The sequence below is a fragment of the Streptomyces sp. NRRL B-1347 genome (assembly GCF_000720325.1).
Classification (GTDB): Bacteria; Actinomycetota; Actinomycetes; order Streptomycetales; family Streptomycetaceae; genus Streptomyces.
Window position 1 is genome coordinate 84382 of the sequence record NZ_JOJM01000022.1, and the last position, 17504, is coordinate 101885.

Annotated in this window: 17 protein-coding genes; 10 read left to right on the top strand and 7 right to left on the bottom strand. The window is 74.2% G+C overall.

The window, feature by feature from the left end; translation table 11 throughout:
* Positions 1–2: 2 nt before the first annotated feature.
* Genes IG74_RS0120090 through IG74_RS0120100 form a run of 3 tightly spaced genes read right to left on the bottom strand, consistent with a single transcriptional unit; the run spans position 3 to position 3073 of the window.
* The gene (locus IG74_RS0120090; RefSeq protein ID WP_051855046.1) at positions 3–1190 is read right to left on the bottom strand and encodes an energy-coupling factor transporter transmembrane component T; all 1188 of its coding nucleotides are present in this window, start codon (positions 1188–1190) and stop codon (positions 3–5) included.
* A 15-nt stretch (positions 1191–1205) separates the two neighbouring features.
* Positions 1206–1865, bottom strand: a complete 660-nt coding sequence (locus IG74_RS0120095) for an SCO2322 family protein (RefSeq protein ID WP_030678840.1) — start codon at positions 1863–1865, stop codon at positions 1206–1208.
* A complete protein-coding gene (locus IG74_RS0120100; protein WP_030678844.1) occupies positions 1862–3073 on the bottom strand; it encodes a prenyltransferase/squalene oxidase repeat-containing protein in 1212 nt (403 codons plus the stop codon). Before IG74_RS0120100 ends, IG74_RS0120095 begins: the two co-directional genes overlap by 4 nt.
* Positions 3074–3512: 439 nt before the next feature.
* Between IG74_RS0120100 and IG74_RS0120105 the strand changes: the two genes are divergently transcribed.
* Positions 3513–4334, top strand: a complete 822-nt coding sequence (locus IG74_RS0120105) for an SDR family oxidoreductase (protein WP_051855047.1) — start codon at positions 3513–3515, stop codon at positions 4332–4334.
* 48 nt (positions 4335–4382) lie between these two features.
* On the opposite strand, the gene IG74_RS0120110 is transcribed toward IG74_RS0120105, so the two are convergent.
* Positions 4383–5474 carry an MBL fold metallo-hydrolase gene (locus IG74_RS0120110; RefSeq protein WP_030678849.1) on the bottom strand — a complete coding sequence of 364 codons (1092 nt, stop codon included), beginning with the start codon at positions 5472–5474 and terminating at the stop codon, positions 4383–4385.
* 119 nt (positions 5475–5593) lie between these two features.
* Between IG74_RS0120110 and IG74_RS0120115 the strand changes: the two genes are divergently transcribed.
* Together IG74_RS0120115 and IG74_RS0120120 are read left to right on the top strand one after the other, a co-directional pair.
* Positions 5594–7066, top strand: a complete 1473-nt coding sequence (locus IG74_RS0120115; RefSeq protein WP_030678853.1) for an aldehyde dehydrogenase — start codon at positions 5594–5596, stop codon at positions 7064–7066.
* Positions 7066–7299 (top strand): ferredoxin, encoded by a 234-nt coding sequence (locus IG74_RS0120120; RefSeq protein ID WP_030678856.1) that lies wholly within the window; start codon positions 7066–7068, stop codon positions 7297–7299. The genes IG74_RS0120115 and IG74_RS0120120 overlap by 1 nt, the downstream gene beginning before the upstream one ends.
* Before the next feature lie 41 nt (positions 7300–7340).
* Here the strand turns inward: IG74_RS0120120 and IG74_RS0120125 are convergent, their stop codons facing one another.
* On the bottom strand, positions 7341–7967 hold the full coding sequence (locus IG74_RS0120125) for a TetR family transcriptional regulator (protein ID WP_030678859.1): 627 nt from the start codon (positions 7965–7967) through the stop codon (positions 7341–7343).
* Between the two features lie 316 nt (positions 7968–8283).
* Here IG74_RS0120125 and IG74_RS0120130 point away from each other — a divergent pair, with 316 nt between their 5' ends.
* The 3 genes from IG74_RS0120130 to IG74_RS0120140 are packed head-to-tail and all read left to right on the top strand — an operon-like array spanning position 8284 to position 11518.
* A complete protein-coding gene (locus IG74_RS0120130) occupies positions 8284–9699 on the top strand; it encodes a glycosyltransferase family 4 protein (RefSeq protein WP_030678863.1) in 1416 nt (471 codons plus the stop codon).
* Positions 9693–10451 (top strand): class I SAM-dependent methyltransferase, encoded by a 759-nt coding sequence (locus tag IG74_RS0120135; protein ID WP_030678866.1) that lies wholly within the window; start codon positions 9693–9695, stop codon positions 10449–10451. Before IG74_RS0120130 ends, IG74_RS0120135 begins: the two co-directional genes overlap by 7 nt.
* Positions 10448–11518 carry a prenyltransferase gene (locus tag IG74_RS0120140; protein WP_030678869.1) on the top strand — a complete coding sequence of 357 codons (1071 nt, stop codon included), beginning with the start codon at positions 10448–10450 and terminating at the stop codon, positions 11516–11518. Before IG74_RS0120135 ends, IG74_RS0120140 begins: the two co-directional genes overlap by 4 nt.
* A 69-nt stretch (positions 11519–11587) precedes the next feature.
* Here the strand turns inward: IG74_RS0120140 and IG74_RS0120145 are convergent, their stop codons facing one another.
* Positions 11588–11890 carry a hypothetical protein gene (locus IG74_RS0120145; RefSeq protein WP_030678872.1) on the bottom strand — a complete coding sequence of 101 codons (303 nt, stop codon included), beginning with the start codon at positions 11888–11890 and terminating at the stop codon, positions 11588–11590.
* Positions 11891–12025: 135 nt separating this feature from the next.
* Here IG74_RS0120145 and IG74_RS0120150 point away from each other — a divergent pair, with 135 nt between their 5' ends.
* The 4 genes from IG74_RS0120150 to IG74_RS0120165 all read left to right on the top strand — a co-directional run bounded on the left by IG74_RS0120150 (position 12026) and on the right by IG74_RS0120165 (position 16399).
* Positions 12026–12577, top strand: a complete 552-nt coding sequence (locus IG74_RS0120150) for a hypothetical protein (protein ID WP_030678875.1) — start codon at positions 12026–12028, stop codon at positions 12575–12577.
* A gap of 249 nt (positions 12578–12826) precedes the next feature.
* On the top strand, positions 12827–14077 hold the full coding sequence (locus tag IG74_RS0120155; protein ID WP_030678878.1) for a hypothetical protein: 1251 nt from the start codon (positions 12827–12829) through the stop codon (positions 14075–14077).
* Positions 14074–15630, top strand: a complete 1557-nt coding sequence (locus tag IG74_RS0120160) for a VWA domain-containing protein (protein ID WP_030678880.1) — start codon at positions 14074–14076, stop codon at positions 15628–15630. The genes IG74_RS0120155 and IG74_RS0120160 overlap by 4 nt, the downstream gene beginning before the upstream one ends.
* The gene (locus IG74_RS0120165; protein ID WP_030678882.1) at positions 15617–16399 is read left to right on the top strand and encodes a hypothetical protein; all 783 of its coding nucleotides are present in this window, start codon (positions 15617–15619) and stop codon (positions 16397–16399) included. The genes IG74_RS0120160 and IG74_RS0120165 overlap by 14 nt, the downstream gene beginning before the upstream one ends.
* Before the next feature lie 18 nt (positions 16400–16417).
* On the opposite strand, the gene IG74_RS0120170 is transcribed toward IG74_RS0120165, so the two are convergent.
* Positions 16418–17428 carry an LLM class F420-dependent oxidoreductase gene (locus IG74_RS0120170; RefSeq protein ID WP_030678886.1) on the bottom strand — a complete coding sequence of 337 codons (1011 nt, stop codon included), beginning with the start codon at positions 17426–17428 and terminating at the stop codon, positions 16418–16420.
* Positions 17429–17504: the final 76 nt, after the last annotated feature.

Here is a 17504-nt window from a genome sequence, read left to right on the forward strand (position 1 = left end):
GGTCATGGGCTCTGCTCCTTGGCGGCGGCTCGGGACGGGCGGGGGGCGGGGGCCTGCGCGGGCGGCGGCACCGGTGCGACGAACGCCGGGAGCAGACCGAGCAGGATCGCCGCGGCGGGCCACAGCGGCAGCTCGGGCGCGACCAGCGGGACGACCCCGGGCTGCAGCTCGGGCACCCCGTACGAGCTCGCGGCGATCATCAGGCCCGCGACGGCGGCGCCGGACCCGGCGACGAGCCAGGCGCGCACGCCCCACACGTCGGGCCGGTAGCGGGTGCGCACCGCGCGCCGTCCGCCGAGCCACAGACCGCCGAGCGCGGCGGCGAGCCCGGCGCCGAGCACCGGCAGGCCGTACGTCCCGCCGTCCGCGGTGAGCAGCCCGTACGTTCCGGCGCACACGCCCATCAGGCCGCCGAGGGTCAGGGCCGCCGTGGTCCTGCGCACCCGCGCGGGCACGGCGGCGGTGCGCCCGAAGCCGCGCGCGTCCATCGCGGCGGCCAGCGCCACGGAGCGTTCGAGGGCGCCCTCCAGGACGGGCAGGCCGACCTGGAGCAGGCCGCGCACCCCGCGGTCCGCGCGCCCGCGCAGGCGGCGGGCGGCGCGCAGCCGCTGCACGTCGGCGATCAGGTTCGGCGCGAACGTCATCGCGACGACGACGGCGACGCCCGCCTCGTACAGGGCGCCCGGCAGGGACTTCAGCAGCCGGGCCGGGCTGGCCAGGGCGTTCGCGGCGCCCACGCAGATCAGCAGGCCCGCGAGGCGCACCCCGTCGTACAGCGCGAACACCACGCCCTCCGCGGTGACCCGGCCGCCGATCCGCACCCCCCGCGCCCAGTCCGGAAGGGGCACCTCCGGCAGCGTCACGATGAGGTGGGTGCCCGGGATCGGCGAGCCGAGGAACACCGCGAAGACGAGGCGGATGCCGATGACAAACAGGGCGATCTTCACGAACGCGCCGTACGCGCGCGCCCACGGCGCGGCGGTGCGCCGGGCCGCGACGACGTATCCGGCGACCCCGATGAGCAACCCGATGAGCAGCGGGTTCGTGGTGCGGGACGCGGCCGTGGCGAGCCCGAGCGCCCACAGCCACCAGGCGCCCGGGTGCAGGGCGTTGGAGCGGTTGGCCTCGGGCGCGAGGCGGCGGCGCGGGGCGCCGGGTGCGGCGGCCCGCGGCGGGCGTGGGCTACTCATCGTGGCGCGCCCGGCTCACCCGCGCCGGCGGCGGGCCTGCCAGACGCCCGCGGCGCCGAGCACGACCACGGCGGCGATCCCGGCGAGCAGGCCGACGGACGGGCCGCCGTCGCCCTCGTCGGCGCCCTGCTCGCTCCGGTCGCCCGAGTCGCCTGACACCTGCTCGCCGCAGCCGGTCTTCGGGTAGTCGGAGATGGCGCACAGCAGCGCGTTGGTGTCGTAGCGCAGGGGCTCGGCGACGGCGGCGAGCGCGTCGGCGCTCGATCCGCCGTCGTCGATGCGGGCGCACGCGGTGCGCGGCTTCGGCGGTGTCTTCCCGCCCGGCGCGTCGGCGGCCGTGCCGAAGTCGATGACGACGGCGATCCGCTTCTTCCCGGCCGCGGGCTTCGTGTCCGCGCAGATCGTGTCGAAGTCGGCGCTGCCGCGCGGCTTCTTCGCGGTCTCGGCGTCGGCGGACACGGCGAAGCGGAACCCGTCCACGTCCCCGTCGTCCGGCCGCGCGATCGAGGGTCCCTGGGTGGCGTACACCCACGCGTCCCCGTCGCCGCGCTGCCAGAACGACCAGTAGCGGTAGTCGGCGCCGTGGGCGGGGGCGGCCGCGCAGAGCGCGAGCAGGGCGGCGAAGAGCACGGCCACCGCCCGGCGGTGGCCGTGTCCGCGACGGCGGTGCGTCACAGCTGGTTCTTCTTGCGGCCGCTCAGCAGGAAGCCGATGCCCACGCCCGCGACCAGGCCGACGCCGACGATCCACCAGACGCTCACGCCGCTGCCGTCGTCGTCCTTGTCCTTCTCCTCGTCGGCAGCCTGGGCGCGCGGGGCCGGGCCGGTCGCGTTGAGCTGCTTGACCAGGTCGGCGCCGCCGAAGTCGCGCGGGTCCAAGCCCGCGGCGTGGGCGGCGAAGACCAGCTGGGCGTAGGCGGCGGGGCCGCTCTGCTTCGCCCAGGCCGCGGAGTTGTCGGCGAGCCACTCGGCGGACTTCTCGGCCTGCTCGCCCTGGCCCGCGGCGGCGAGCGCGACGACCGCGTCGGCGGTGTTGCCGACGTCCGGCTTGTCGGTGGAGCCGGGCAGGGACGAGGTGAGGTGGCCGGACTTGCCGAGGGCGTCGAGGAGGTAGCCGGTGCCGTTGGCCGCGGCCTGCTCCGCCGAATCGGCCTTCGCGCACTTCGGCGTGGCGGCGTCCTTCTTCGGCGCGGCCACGACCAGGCCCTTGCCGAGGCCGCCGAGCACACCGGCCGCCGTGGCGTCGGCGTTCGGCGTGAGCTTGCCGGACTTGGCGTCGGCGAGGCCGAAGGCGCCGCCGTCCTTGCCGCAGTCCATGGCGAGCTTCGTCAGCGCGTCGTACGGCGACTTGCCCTTCTGGGACTCGACGGCCGCGGGCTTCGCGCCGGTGGCGGCGAGCGCGCCGATCACGATGCCGGTGGAGTTGGCGTCGCTCGGCAGGCCCGGGGTGTAGCCCCAGCCGCCGTCCTGGTTCTGCACGGACTTCAGCCAGGCCACGCCCTTGTCCACGGCCTTCTTCTCGCCGCCGAGCGCGGCGAGGGCCTGCACGGCCGCGGCCGTCGAGTTGCTGTCGACCTGCGCCTTGGAGTCGCAGGGCACGTCCGCGTCGGCGCGGTAGGCGGCGAAGCCGCCGCTGCCGCACTGCTGGCCGGTCAGCCAGTCCACGGCCTTCGCGGCGGGCGTGACACCGGTCGCGTCCTGCGCGAGCAGGGCGTACGACTGCCGGAACACGCCGTCGAACTTCGGGTCCGTCTTGCCGTACAGACCGGAGGGGAGCGCGCCGGAGGGCGAGGGCGAGGCCTCGTCGGCGAGGGCGGCCGGGGCCGCGGCCGTGCCGAGGGCGGCGACGGCGGCCAGGGCAGCTGCGCTGCGGCGAACGTTCATGATGCGGCGGGTGCCTCTCCCTGCGGGGAGCCGGGCGGCACGGCACGACAGGGGCACCGGGCGGCTCCGGCTCCGTATGCCTCGACGGTGCCGGCCATCGGTACGGTCCCGATGACGCGAGCCGGTCACGTGCCGCACGAGGTGCTCCGGTTCGCCGCGGGCGGATGGTGCCACGGCGGCCTCTCCCGGGCCGGGCGAAGCCGGGACCCCGGAACGGGGTCTTCCCCGGGCCGGGCGAGCCGAGACCTCGGGGACGGGCCGGTGCCGGATTTCCACCGGCTTCCCCTCGTACGTACGTGATGACGACCCGCACACTCTACCGGCCCGTACGCCGCCCCTCCCGGCCAGGCGCGGCCGGTGATCGCGGTCTGGTGCGGCCCGTGCGGCGGGCGTAGCGTGGCGGGAGCCCCAGGGCGCGGCAGTTGAGGGGAGCACGACCGTGAAGGACCCGAGCCGTACGCAGCCGGACCGCATCGACGACCAGACCGCCCGCACCTATCTGATCACCGGCGCCGCCTCAGGGATCGGCAGGGCCACCGCCCGCCATCTGGGCGCGCGCGGCCACCGGGTGATCGGCGCGGACCTCAAGGACACCGACATCAGCGCCGACCTCGGCACCGAGGAGGGCCGCGCCCTGCTCGCCGAGGCGGCGGCCGACCTCGGCGGCGGCCGGCTCGACGCCGTGATCGCCTGCGCCGGGGTCGCCGACTACGACCCCGTCACCGTGCGCGTGAACGCCTTCGGCGCGATCGCCACGCTCACCGGGCTCCGCCCGCTGCTCGCCGCGGGCCGCCATCCGCGCGCGGCCGTCGTGGCGTCCGTGGCCGCCCTGCACCCCACCGACCCGGCGATCGTGGCCGCGGTGCTCGCCGACGACGAGGCCGCGGCCGTCGCCGCCGCGCGCGAGGCGATCGACCGCGGCGAGCCGCAGCGGGTGTACGCCTCCGCCAAGCACGCCCTCGTGCGCTGGGTGCGCCGCGCCGCCGTGAGCGACGCGTGGGCGGGCGCGGGCATCCCGCTGAACGCGATCGGGCCCGGCATCATCCGCACCCCCATGAGCCGCCCGATGATCGAGGACCCGGAGGTCCGCGCGATCGCCGACGCCGCCGTCCCCATGCCGTTGAACGGCTACGGGGAGGCGGAGCAGGTCGCCCCGCTGCTCGACTTCCTCACCTCGCCGGAGAACACGCACGTGACCGGCCAGGTGGTCTTCATCGACGGCGGCGCGGACGCGGTGCTGCGGGGCGAGGAGGGCTGGTGAGGCGGTAGGCGCCGGGCACGAAGGGCCGGGTCCCCGGCCCCCGGGGCCTCACACCGCCACGTACGCCACCGGGTCGCTGCCCGGCACCGGCTGCGCCCGGCCCTGCTTCACGAGCCTGCGCAGATGCGCCTCGGCCTCGGAGACGGCGATGTTGCGGGAGCCGAAGGGGATGTCGGCCCAGGGCCTGTTCCACTCCATGCGCTCGGCGAGCTGCCAGGGCGTGCGCTCCTCGGCGAGCAGCGCGAGCAGGCCCGCGAGCCGCTCCTCGTGGTGGACGAGCAACTCCCGCACCCGGGCGGGCGCGTGGGCGAAGGCGTGCTGGTGCGCGGGCAGGACCTCCGCGACGCCGAGCCGTCCGATCCGCTCCAGGGAGTCCAGGTAGTCGCCAATGGGGTCTGCCCTGCTCGAGCGAAGCCGAGAGCTCGGGGAAGGATCGGTCACCGTCCGGTCGTCCGGGTCCTCGTACAGGCCGATGTGCGGGGTGATGCCCGGCAGCAGGTGGTCGCCGCTGAACAGGCGGCCGCGCCCCGGGAGTCGGGCCGGGTGCTCCTCCTCCAGGTGCAGACAGACGTGGCCGGGCGTGTGCCCCGGGGTCCAGATCGCGCGCAGGCGGCGGCCGGGCAGGTCGAGGAGTTCGCCGGGCGGGATCGGGCGGTCGGGCAGGGCGGGGAGGCGGGCGGCGAGCCCCGGGACGCGCCCCGCGTCACGGGCGGCGGCCAGCGGCGCCACGTGCTCGGCGGGCGCGCCCGCGGCGGCCAGCTTGTCCGCCAGGTAACCGAACCACCGCCGCATCGGGTACTCCCGGGTGCGCCGCACCACGTGCGCGTCCGCCTCGTGCATCGCGAGCCACGCGCCGGAGGCGGCCCGCACCCGCGCGGAGAGGCCGTGGTGGTCCGGGTGGTGGTGGGTGAGCAGCACCCCGTGCACGTCGGCGGCCCCGGTCCCGCACGCGGCGAGTCCCGCGACGAGGGCGTCCCACGACGCCGGGTCGTCCCAGCCGGTGTCGACCAGGACGGGGCCGCGGTCGGTGTCGAGCACGTACACCAGCGTGTGGCCGAGGGGGTTGTCCGGGATCGGCACGGCGATGCTCCACACCCCACCGCCGTGGTCGGTCGCGCCCGCGCTCGTCACCTGCGTCATCCGCCGCCCCCGTCCCTGCCGTCGGAGCTCAACGGCCGCACGGCCGTTGCTCACTATAACTAGAACTGATATCAGTTCTGAAGCAGCGTCAGGAAGCGTCCCGCAGGAGGCGGTCGGTCATGACGGAACTCGTGGAGCACGGACAGCTGTTCATCGGCGGGGAGTTGACCGAACCGCTCGGCAAGGACGTCATCGAGGTCGTCTCGCCGCACACCGGCGAGGTCTTCGCGCGGGTGCCGCACGCCGCGCCCGCCGACGTCGACCGGGCCGTCGCCCTCGCCCGCAGGGCCTTCGACGAAGGGCCCTGGCCGCGCATGAGCCTCGACGAGCGGATCGAGGCCGTCACGAAGATCAAGGACGGTCTGGCCGCGCGCCACGAGGAGCTGGCCCGGGTGATCAGCTCGGAGAACGGCGCCCCGATCACCGCGTCCGTCCTCGTACAGGCCCTGGCCGCGATGATGGTCTGGGACGCGGCGATCACCACGGCGCGGAACTTCACGTACGAGGAAGCGCGCGCCGGCGTGCTCGGCGACATCCTGGTGCGGCGCGAGCCCATGGGCGTCGTCGCGGCCGTCGTGCCGTGGAACGTCCCGCAGTTCACCGCGGCGGCCAAGGTCGCGCCCGCGCTGCTCGCCGGGTGCCCGGTGATCCTCAAGACCTCGCCCGAGACGCCGCTCGACGCGTACGTCCTCGCGGAGATCGCCGCGGAGGCGGGCCTGCCGGAGGGCGTGCTCTCCATCGTCTCCGCGGGCCGGGAGGTCAGCGAGTACCTGGTCGGGCACCCCGGCGTCGACAAGGTGTCCTTCACCGGGTCCGTCGCCGCGGGCAAGCGCGTCATGGAGGTCTGCTCCCGCCATCTCACCCGCGTCACCCTGGAGTTGGGCGGCAAGTCGGCCGCCGTCATCCTGCCGGACGCCGACGCGGCGAGCGCGGTGGCGGGCATCGCGCCCTTCGCGTGGATGATCAACGGTCAGGCGTGCGTGGCGCAGACCCGCATCCTCGTGCCGCGCTCCCGCGCGGGCGAGTTCGCCGAGGCCTTCGCCGCCGCCGCGACCGCGCTCAAGGTCGGCGACCCGCTGGACCCGGCGACCGAACTCGGGCCGCTGGTCGCCGAGCGGCAGCAGCGGCGCTCGCTCGACTACATCCGCATCGGCCAGGAGGAGGGCGCCAAGATCCTCGCGGGCGGCGGCCGCCCGGCCGGGCTCGACCGCGGCTGGTACGTCGAGCCGACGCTGCTCGGCGGCGTCGACAATTCCATGCGCGTCGCCCGCGAGGAGATCTTCGGGCCCGTCATCTGCCTCATCGAGTACGGCGACGAGGAGGAGGCCGTGCGGATCGCCAACGACTCCGATTACGGCCTCAGCGGCACCGTGTGGACCGCCGACGTCGAGCGCGGCCTGGACGTCGCCCGCCGGGTGCGCACCGGCACGTACTCCGTGAACACCTTCAGCCTGGACATGCTCGGCCCCTTCGGCGGCTACAAGAACTCCGGCATCGGGCGGGAGTTCGGGCCCGAGGGGTACGGCGAGTACTTCGAGCACAAGATGATCCACCTGCCCGCCGGACACGCGCCCGAGGGGGCCGGGGCCTGATGGGCGACCGCTGGCACGTCGAGGTCGACCGGTCCGTGTGCATCGGCTCCGGGATGTGCGTGAACCTCGCGCCGGACGGCTTCGCCCTGGACTCCGCGCGCCAGTCGCACCCCAGGCGGGCCGAGACGGACGCGGCCGAGCAGCTCCTGGAGGCAGCCGAGAGCTGCCCCGTCGAGGCCATCACGCTCACCCTGCTTGGCACCGGCGAGGTGGTGTTCCCGCCCGAGGAGTAGCCCGGCCCGCAAGGCGCAAGGCGCAAGGCGCAAGGCGCGGCCTACGCCTCCGCCGAGGTCAGGTCGATCAGACGGCACACCGTCTCGATGTCGATCTTCACCTGGGCGATCGAGGCCCGGCCGGAGAGCCAGGTGATCAGCGCCGAGTGCCAGGTGTGCTCGATCACCCGCACCGCGGAGAGCTGCGCCGCCGTCGGCTGGCAGGCCAGGCCCATGGCGTCCAGGACGATCGCCGTCGTGAGCCGCGAGACCGTGTCCACCTCGGGGCTCACGGAGCGGTCGGCGAAGGTCAGGGCGCGCACCATCGCGTCCGCGAGGTGCGGCTCGCGCTGCAGCGCGCGGAAGGCGCGCATCAGCGTCTCGGCGACCCGCTCGGCGGGCGTCTCGCCGGCGGGCGGGCGCTTGCGCAGCGTGGTGTGCATGTGCTGGAGCTGGTCCTGCATCGTCGCGACGAGCAGGTGCACCTTCGAGGGGAAGTAGCGGTACAGCGTGCCGAGCGCGACCCCGGCGGCCTCCGCGACCTCGCGCATCTGGACGGCGTCGAAGCCGCCGCGGCTGGCCAGTTGGGCGCTGGCGTGCAGGATGCGGCGGCGGCGCGCCTCCTGGCGCTCGGTGAGCGGCGGCGACACCGTCGCCCGCGCCCCGGCCGTCTTCGCGTCAGCTGTCATCGTCCCGTCGCCCCGTCAGTCCCATCGGCCGTCGCTGGGGTCCCGGGGATCCCGAGCCCGTCCCGCTCATCCGCAAAAGATCCCACAGTTCCGCCCCGTGGTCCCGTCCCGTGGGCCGCGGGACCGCACAGCATGACAGGGCGGTCGCCGTGGCGCGAATCACCTGATCCGGGCCTACCGGCATGGCTACCTGCCGGTAGATTCAAGCGCGTCCGGCGATCACGGGCGGTCGCGGTGGGAACAAACTCTGAAACTTGTTCTACATTACCGTCCCGGCGTAGTCTCGCGGGCAACTGAAGGAAGAAGGGGGCCGACAGTGACCGCTGAGGCCAGAGAGGCGGGCCCCCCGCCGGGGTCCGCGATGGACGGCGGCCGCGCGCTGCGCATCGCTCTCCTGACCTACAAAGGGAACCCGTTCTGCGGCGGCCAGGGCGTGTACGTACGCCACCTCTCCCGTGAGCTCGCCCGGCTCGGCCACCGCGTCGAGGTCATCGGCGCCCAGCCCTACCCGGTGCTCGACGAGGGCGAGGACCTCGAAGGCCTCCGGCTGACCGAGCTGCCGAGCCTGGACCTCTACCGCCAGCCGGACCCCTTCCGCACCCCCAAGCGCGACGAGTACCGCGACTGGATCGACGCGCTCGAAGTGGCCACGATGTGGACCGGCGGCTTCCCCGAACCGGTCACCTTCAGCCTGCGGGCCCGGCGCCATCTGCGCGCCCGGCGCGGCGCGTTCGACGTCATCCACGACAACCAGACGCTCGGCTACGGCCTGCTCGGCGACCTCGGCGCCCCCCTGGTGACGACCATCCACCACCCGATCACCGTCGACCGGCAGCTGGAGCTCGACGCCGCCGCCGACTGGAAGCGCCGCGCGTCCGTGCGCCGCTGGTACGCGTTCACGCGCATGCAGAAGCGCGTCGCGCGCCGCCTGCCGTCGATCGTCACCGTCTCCGGCACCTCGCGCCAGGAGATCGTCGACCACCTCGGCGTCCGCCAGGACCGCATCGGCGTCGTGCACATCGGCGCCGACACCGACCTCTTCTCGCCCGACCCCGCCGTGCCGGAGGTACCGGGCAGGATCGTCACGACGTCCAGCGCGGACGTCCCGCTCAAGGGCCTGATCCACCTCGTCGAGGCGCTCGCGAAGGCCCGTACGGAACACCCCGCCGCACACCTCGTCGTCGTCGGCAAGCGCCCCGAGGAAGGGCCGGTCGCCGCCGCCGTCGAGCGGTACGGCCTCGAAGGGGCCATCGAGTTCGTCAAGGGCATCACGGACGCGGAACTCGTCGACCTGGTGCGCTCGGCGCAGGTGGCGTGCGTGCCCTCCCTGTACGAGGGCTTCTCGCTGCCCGCGGCCGAGGCGATGGCCACGGGCACGCCGCTCCTGGCCACGACCGGCGGCGCCATCCCCGAGGTCGCGGGGGCCGACGGGGAGACGTGCCTCGCGGTGCCGCCCGGCGACGCGGGCGCGCTCGCCGCGGGCCTGGTGCGCCTCCTGGGCGACGCGGAGCTGCGGGCGCGGCTCGGCGCCGCCGGACGCGAGCGGGTGCTCGCCAGGTTCACCTGGGCTCAGGCGGCGAAGGGCACCGTGGCGGTGTACCGCGAGGCGATCGAACGCTCCGCGGGAGCGGCACTGCGGCGCTTGGCCCCGACGGTCCCCGTGCCCGTGACGGCCCGCCCGCCCGCCCCCGAAGTTGCTGGCTCCCACCACGAAAGCAGGACCCCGTGCTGACCGTCGACTTCACCCGCTTCCCGCTCGCGCCGGGGGATCGCGTCCTCGACCTCGGCTGCGGGGCCGGACGGCACGCCTTCGAGTGCTACCGGCGCGGCGCCCAGGTGGTGGCGCTCGACCGGAACGGCGAGGAGATCCGCGAGGTCGCGAAGTGGTTCGCGGCGATGAAGGAGGCGGGCGAGGCCCCGGCGGGCGCCACCGCGACCGCGATGGAGGGCGACGCGCTCAACCTGCCCTTCCCCGACGAGTCGTTCGACGTCGTGATCATCTCCGAGGTGATGGAGCACATCCCCGACGACAAGGGCGTCCTCGCGGAGATGGTCCGGGTGCTCAAGCCCGGCGGCCGCATAGCGGTGACGGTCCCGCGCTACGGCCCGGAGAAGGTCTGCTGGACGCTCAGCGACGCGTACCACGAGGTCGAGGGCGGCCACATCCGCATCTACAAGGCGGACGAACTCCTCGCCAAGATGCGGGAGTCGGGCCTCAAGCCCTACGGCACCCACCACGCGCACGGACTGCACTCCCCGTACTGGTGGCTCAAGTGCGCGTTCGGCGTCGACAACGACAAGGCGCTGCCCGTCCGCGCCTACCACAAGCTCCTGGTCTGGGACATCATGAAGAAGCCGCTGGCGACCAAGCTCGCCGAGCAGGCCCTGAACCCGCTGATCGGCAAGAGCTTCGTGGCGTACGCGACCAAGCCGCACCTGCCGCGCGCCGCCGCTGCCCCCGCCGACGCGAAGGCCGGGGCGTGACGAGTCCCGAGCGCACCGAACACCTGGTCCTGCCCGGCGTTCTGACGGCACATCAGGCAGCCGGCACGGTCCGCGGCATCCTCGCCGCGCAGCGCCCGGACGGCGCCATACCGTGGTTCCGCGGCCACCACCTGGACCCGTGGGACCACACCGAGGCGGCCATGGCCCTGGACGCGGCCGGCGAGCACGCCGCCGCCGCCCGCGCCTACGACTGGCTCGCCCGGCACCAGAACGCGGACGGCTCCTGGTATGCGGCGTACGCCGACGGCGACCCGGACGCCGTCACGGACCGCGGCCGCGAGACCAACTTCTGCGCGTACGTGGCCGTCGGCGTCTGGCACCACTACCTGACCACCGGCGACGAGGTGTTCCTCGACCGCATGTGGCCGGTGGTCGTGGCGGCCGTCGAGTTCGTGCTCGCGCTCCAGCAGCCGGGCGGCCAGATCGGCTGGAAGCGGGAGCCGGACGGAACCCCGGTCGCCGACGCGCTCCTGACCGGCTCCTCCTCCATCCACCAGGCGCTGCGCTGCGCCCTCGCCGTCGCCGAGACGCGCGAGGACCCGCAGCCCGACTGGGAGCTGGCGGCGGGCGCCCTGGCGCACGCGATCCGCAGGCACCCCGAGCGGTTCCTCGACAAGGACCGCTACTCGATGGACTGGTACTACCCCGTCCTCGGCGGCGCGCTCACCGGGGCCGAGGCCAAGGCCCGCATCGAGGAGGGCTGGGACCGCTTCGTCGTGCCCGGCCTCGGCGTGCGCTGCGTGGTGCCCAACCCGTGGGTGACCGGCGGCGAGAGCGCCGAACTCGCCCTCGCCCTGTGGGCGCTCGGCGAGTCCGACCGCGCCGTGGACGTCCTCAGGTCCATCCAGCACCTGCGCGACGACGAGACCGGCCTGTACTGGACGGGATACGTGTACGACGACGCCGCGGTCTGGCCCGTCGAGCAGACCACCTGGACGGCGGGCTCCCTGCTGCTCGCGGTGGCGGCGCTCGGCGGCGACGAGGCGACCTGCCGGGTGTTCTCCGGCACGGACCTGCCGACGGGCCTGGACCCGGACTGCTGCTGAGCGCTCCGCCGGTTCCGCGGCGCCCTGCCGTCACTCGCTCCCGTGCCGGGCCGCCGGCCGGGGCGGGAGTCAGCGCCGCCGCAGCTGCCCGGCCACGAGGTGGCCGACCACGAGGTACACGACGGCGGCCAGGCCGTAGCCCGCCACGACCCGCGCCCACCGCTCGTCGAAGGTGAACATGTCGTGCGACCAGCTCGCCAGCCAGCGGGCGACGTCGCGCACGACCTGCACCAGGTCGTTGCCGCGGTTGGCGTCCAGCAGGTCCATCAGGATCCACAGGACGATGATGACCGCCGCGACGTTCGCGAGGACCAGGACGACCTTCGCGGCGTCGGCGCCGCCTCGTGTGCTCTTGGTGAATCGGGGGGACATGAGGGGCGGGTACCGGCCCCGTGGCCGTCGAAACCCGGAGGGGCGCCTCCAACGGCCCCGCCCGCCTTGCACGGCCGCCCCGGCGGGGTGAGGCTGCTGGCCGGGGGAGCCGTCCGTGCCTCCGGGAGGTCACCCGTGTTCCGCTCCGCACCGGCCACCGCGGTACGCCGCGCGCTCGTCCCCCTCCTGCTGTGCTGCGCCCTGCTCGCGGGGGCCACCGGCTGCGGCGGCGGCGACGGCGACTCGGCGACCCCCTCCGGCACCAGCTCCGCCGACCGGCAGAAGTTCGCGAAGACCCGCTTCGTCACCAACGCGGGGCTCGCCGCCGGGGCGACGTACCAGTGGATTGTGAAGCCGTACCGGGACGGCCGCTTCAGGTCCGGCGCGGGCGGGCGGAGATTCGCCCTGATCAAGGCCGGGCTCGCCGGGGCCTTCACCTACAACCGGCTGAGGGCGGCCCTGCGCAACGCCCAGGGCGACCCGACCCTCGCCAAGGCCGTGGCCCCCCTGACGGCGGGGGTCGAGGCCCTCAAGGACCTCCCCGCCAAGCTCCGCAAGGGGGACTCGACGGAGGCGGTGGTCGGGTCCTTCGGCGACACGATCAACTCCGTCAAGGACGCGGGACGCTCCGCAGGCGCGGAGGTCACGGATCAGATCCCTTCGGCGGGGCAACTGACCAAGGGTTGAGGCCCCTGGACCCCGGCCCTATCGGCCTGCGGCCTCGTCCTCAAACGCCGGACGGGCTGGATGGTGCCGCTCGCGGTGGCATTCCGGCCTCTCCGGCGTTTGAGCAGCGGGGTCCGGGCGCCCCGCGAGGGAAGCCGTGAGCTGATGGGGCGTCATTCACCTTAGGTTCAGGTGGAGTTGGCGCCTCCCAGGTACTCCGTTCGCGGTGGAGGCGCATGCTCCTGCCCCCGCCCACGGCAGGAGAGCGCGGTGCCCGAGAGTGCCAGAACGTCCAGCAGAGAAGAACCCCGCCTGGCCACCCGCCGCCCGGCGGCCCGCCGCCGCCGCTTCCCGCGGCACGTGCTCGCCGCGATGCCCCTGGCCCTCGCGGGCCTCCTCGCCCTGCTCGTCTCGGGCAACGCCCTGCGCCCCTTCGAGCGCATCACGACGATCGACGGCAAGATGGCGTCGAAGTCCGACTACTTCAAGGACCCCGAGGTCCAGCGCCTGCTCCTGAAGCACGGCATCCGCGTGGACATCCACCGCCTGGGCTCGCGCGGCATCGCCACCCAGTCGCTCGCGGGCATGGACGTCGTGTTCCCCTCGGGCCAGCCCGCCGCACGGCTGATCATGCGGGGACAGCAGCGCTCCGTGCGCACGGCCCGCCCGTTCGTGACGCCCCTGGCGCTCGGCACGTTCCGCGAATATGCGCAGACCCTGGTGGCGGAGGGCGTGGCCCGCCCGCAGCGGGCGAGCGGCGGCGGCGACACGCTGTACTACGACCTCGACATGGCGGGCTTCCTGCGGCTCATCGAGCGCGACAGGACCTGGGACGGCATCGGCTACCGCGACCACTCCACCCGCAGCAACGGCGGCCGCGTCCTGGTGCGCACCTCCAGCGTCTGCGAGTCCAACGCCGCCGGCACGTACCTGAGCATCCTCGCCTTCGTGAAGAACGGGAACCGGCCGCCCGGCACCGAGCGCAAGCGCGGCGACGCGCGCGGCGGCGACCCCGTCCTCGACGTCGCCGCCAAGGTCAAGCCGCTGATCAACCTCCAGGGCATGGCCGCGGACGAGCAGGCCGACAGCTACTTCTCCGACGAGGGCGAGTCCATCGCTCCGGTGTCGCTGATATACGAGCACCAATTCCTCGCCCACCAGGTCGGCTTCCAGAAGCGGCACCAGCGGGCCGACACCCGCCGCGTGCTGCTCTACCCCTCGCCGCAGGCCCTCACCGAGCCGCAGCTCATCTCCCTCAACGGGCAGGGCGACCGGCTCACCGACCTGATGGAGTCCGATCCCGCCCTGCGCCAGCGGGCCATCGAACTGGGCTTCCGGGTGCGGTTCTCCGGCGAGGACAGCACCAGCGAGCAGCTCAACGCCTATCTGCGCGACCACGGCGTGCAGGTGCCCACCCCCAACCCCGACCAGACGAAGGCCGACGCGCCCGACCTGGACGCCCTGGAGCAGATCATCAACCACGTCGGCAACTGCCCCCCGGCCGACGGCGGCCCCTCATGAGGCGGCGCTCCCTCGCCGTCTGCCTGGCGCTGCTCGCCACCGCCCTCACCGCCTGCACCCGCGGCGACGACACCACCACCCTGAGGGTGCTCGCCAGCCCCGAACTCGCCGACGTGGAGCCGCTCCTTGGCGAGCTGAAGGACGACACCGGGGTCGAGCTCGACATCGACTTCAAGGCCACGGCCGACCTCTCCGGGCCGCTCGGCTCCTACGACCTGGCCTGGCCCGCGTCCGACCGGTCGTACCTGCTGCGGCTGCGGGAGCGCGGACAGCGGACCGCGCCGCCCGAGTCCACCGCGATCATGCGCTCGCCGGTCGTCGTCGGCCTCACCCGCGCCACCGCGGAGCGCGTCCGCGCGGGCGCCCGGGGCGCCAAGGTCACCTGGGCCGACGTCGCGGACGCCGCCGCCGACGGCACCGTGCGCTTCGGCATGGCCGACCCGCGCCGCAGCGACACCGGGCGCGCCGCGCTCGTCGGCGTGGCCACCGCCGCCGCGGGCACCGGCGGGGTGCTGCGCGAGCGGGACGTGTCCTGCGACCGGCTGCGCGGCTTCCGCTCGGGCCAGACGCTCACCGCCGCCAGCTCCCGCGCCCTGATCGATGCCTACGTACGCAGTCCGGGCAAGGCCAACGCGCTCATCGCGCACGAGGCGGAACTCCTCTCCCTGAACGCGGCGGGCACCCTGCGCGACCCCCTGGAGATCGTGCACCCGGCGGACGGCATGGTCCTCTCGGACTTCCCGCTGATGCTGCTCGACGCCAAGGAGCACAAGGCGTACCGCAAGGTCGTCGACTGGCTGCGGCGCGACGACGTACAGAAGAAGCTGGTGGAGCGCACCTGGCGGCGGCCCGTCGGCGCGGACGTGCCCCGGCCGCCGCAGCTGCGGTCCGCCATCGGCAACGCGCTCTCCTACCCCGACCAGCTCTCCGTCATCCAGCGGCTGATGGACGACTACGGCGATCCGGCCCGCCGCACCGGCGACCACGTGGTGTTCCTGCTCGACTTCTCCACCTCGATGCGCGGCGGGCGGATGGCGGACCTGCGCACGGCCTTCGCCGGGCTGAGCGGCGCGGACCCGACGGCCACGGGCAAGTTCGCCCGCTTCTACCGGGGCGAGCGCCTGACCGTGGTGCGGTTCGCGGGCCGCGTCCTGGAGGAGCGTACGGTCACGGTGCGCGGCGACGGCGATCTGCGCGCGCTGAACTCCTTCGTCGCGGGCGGCCGCTTCGGCGACGCGACGGCCGTGTGGTCGGCCCTCGACCGCGGCTACGACCGGGCCGCGGCCAGCCTCGACGACGACCCGGGCCGCCGCGTGTCGATCGTGCTGATGACCGACGGCGAGAGCAACTCGGGCCTGTCGTACGGCCAGTTCGCCAGCCGCCACTCCGAACGGGGCGCCGCCGCGCGGTCGGTGCCCACCTTTCCCGTCCACTTAGGAGAGGCCGACGCGAGGGCGCTGCGGCGCGCCGCCGACAAGACCGGCGGCCGCGTCGTGGACGCCGGGTCCTCCTCCCTCTCCCAGGCGTTCAAGGAGATCCGTGGGTGTCGTTGACAGCGCGTGGTGGGACCTGTGGTGGCCGTGGATGGTCGTCTGGCTCCTGACGGCGATGTGCGCGGGCGTGCTGCTGCGGCACGCGCTGGTGCGCCTGGGCTGGCTCCGGCTCGGTCTGCGGCGCGCCTCGCGAGGCCGCAGGACCTTCCACGGCATGTGCTTCTACCTGCACGAACAGCGGGTGATGGACCTCTACCAGACCGGCGGCTTCTCGGCCGCCCTCGAGCAGGAGGTCGCCGACCGCACGAACGTGACGGGGGGCTTCAGCCTGTGGGCGAGGTTCCGCGGCGCGGGCGGCTCGGCGGGCCGCGACGTCACCAAGGAGCGGTTCACCTCCTACGTCCAGCAGAACACCCCCATCACCGTCATAGGGCTGCTCATGGACACGATGCGCAGGGAGGACGCCGTCGTCCACGCCGACCTCACCACCGGGCTCCTCGTCCCCAACCGGGCCCTCGCCGACACCCTGCGCGACAGCGGCGACGACCGCGTCGCGCTCAGCGCCGTGATGTCCGAGTTCGTCTCGGTCACCGGGCGCTTCACCGCGCGCGGCCTGCCCGGCGGCGACGTCGTCCTGCGCGCCCGCTACGGCGACGGCCGCCCGGCCGCCCACGTCAAGATCACCTGCGCCGAGGACGGCATCCGCGAGGAGTTCCACGAGGAGGACTACTTCAGCGGCGAATTCCAGGCCCGCTGCCTGGGCAAGGTCCGCACCTGGAACCGCGACGCGGGCGAACTGACCCTGGATCCGGTGGCGATCTTCCGCTGAACCGCTGAACCGCCGCGGCTAGGCGTTGAGTTCGGCCAGGACGCGCAGCGTGTCCGGGTCCCGGGCCAGGACAAGGAGGTCCGTGACCGGGCCCTTGCGCCACAGGGTCAGGCGCTCGGCGATCCGTTCGCGCGGTCCGACCAGGGAGATCTCGTCGGCGAAGGCGTCCGGCACGGCGAGCACGGCCTCCTCGCGCCGCCCGGCCAGGAACAGCTCCCGCACCCGCCGCGCCTCCTCCGCGAAGCCCATCCGGGCCATCAGGTCGGCGTGGAAGTTCCGTGTGGCGTGTCCCATGCCGCCGATGTAGAAGCCGAGCATGGCCTTCACCGGCAGCAGGGCCTCGTGGACGTCGGCGCACACCGTCGCGCGGACGAGGGGGGCCACCATGAAGCCGTCCCGCAGGCCGGTGAGCGCGGCCTCGTACGCGTCCGTGCGGGTCGGGGACCAGTACAGCGGCAGCCAGCCGTCCGCGATCCGGGTCGTCTGGGCGATGTTCTTGGGCCCCTCGGCGCCGAGCAGCACGGGCAGGTCGCCGCGGAGCGGGTGCGTGATGGACTTCAGCGGCTTGCCGAGCCCGGACCCGTCGTCCCCCGGGTACGGCAGCGGGTGGAACCGGCCGTCGAGCGCCACCGGGGCCTCGCGCCGCAGCACCTGGCGTATGACGTCCACGTACTCCCGCGTCGCGGTCAGCGGTGACCTGGGGAACGGCCTGCCGTACCACCCCTCCACCACCTGCGGGCCCGACAGCCCGAGCCCGAGGAGCACGCGGCCGCCGGAGAGGTGATCGAGGGTGAGGGCGTGCATGGCCGTGGCGGTGGGGGAGCGGGCGGCCATCTGCGCCACCGCCGTGCCGAGCCGGATCCGCGAGGTGTGCGCGGCGATCCAGGTCAGCGTGGTGAACGCGTCCGAGCCCCAGGCCTCGGCGGTCCACACCGAGTCGTACCCGAGCCGCTCGGCCTCCTGCGCGAGCGCGAGCTGCCCGGGTTCGGGGCCGCGGCCCCAGTACCCGAGCGCGAGCCCAAGCCGCATGGTCCCTCCCAGCAACTCGTCTGACGATCCGTCAGCTCACTCCTCCGCCGGGACTGTACGCCAACGGCCCCCCGCC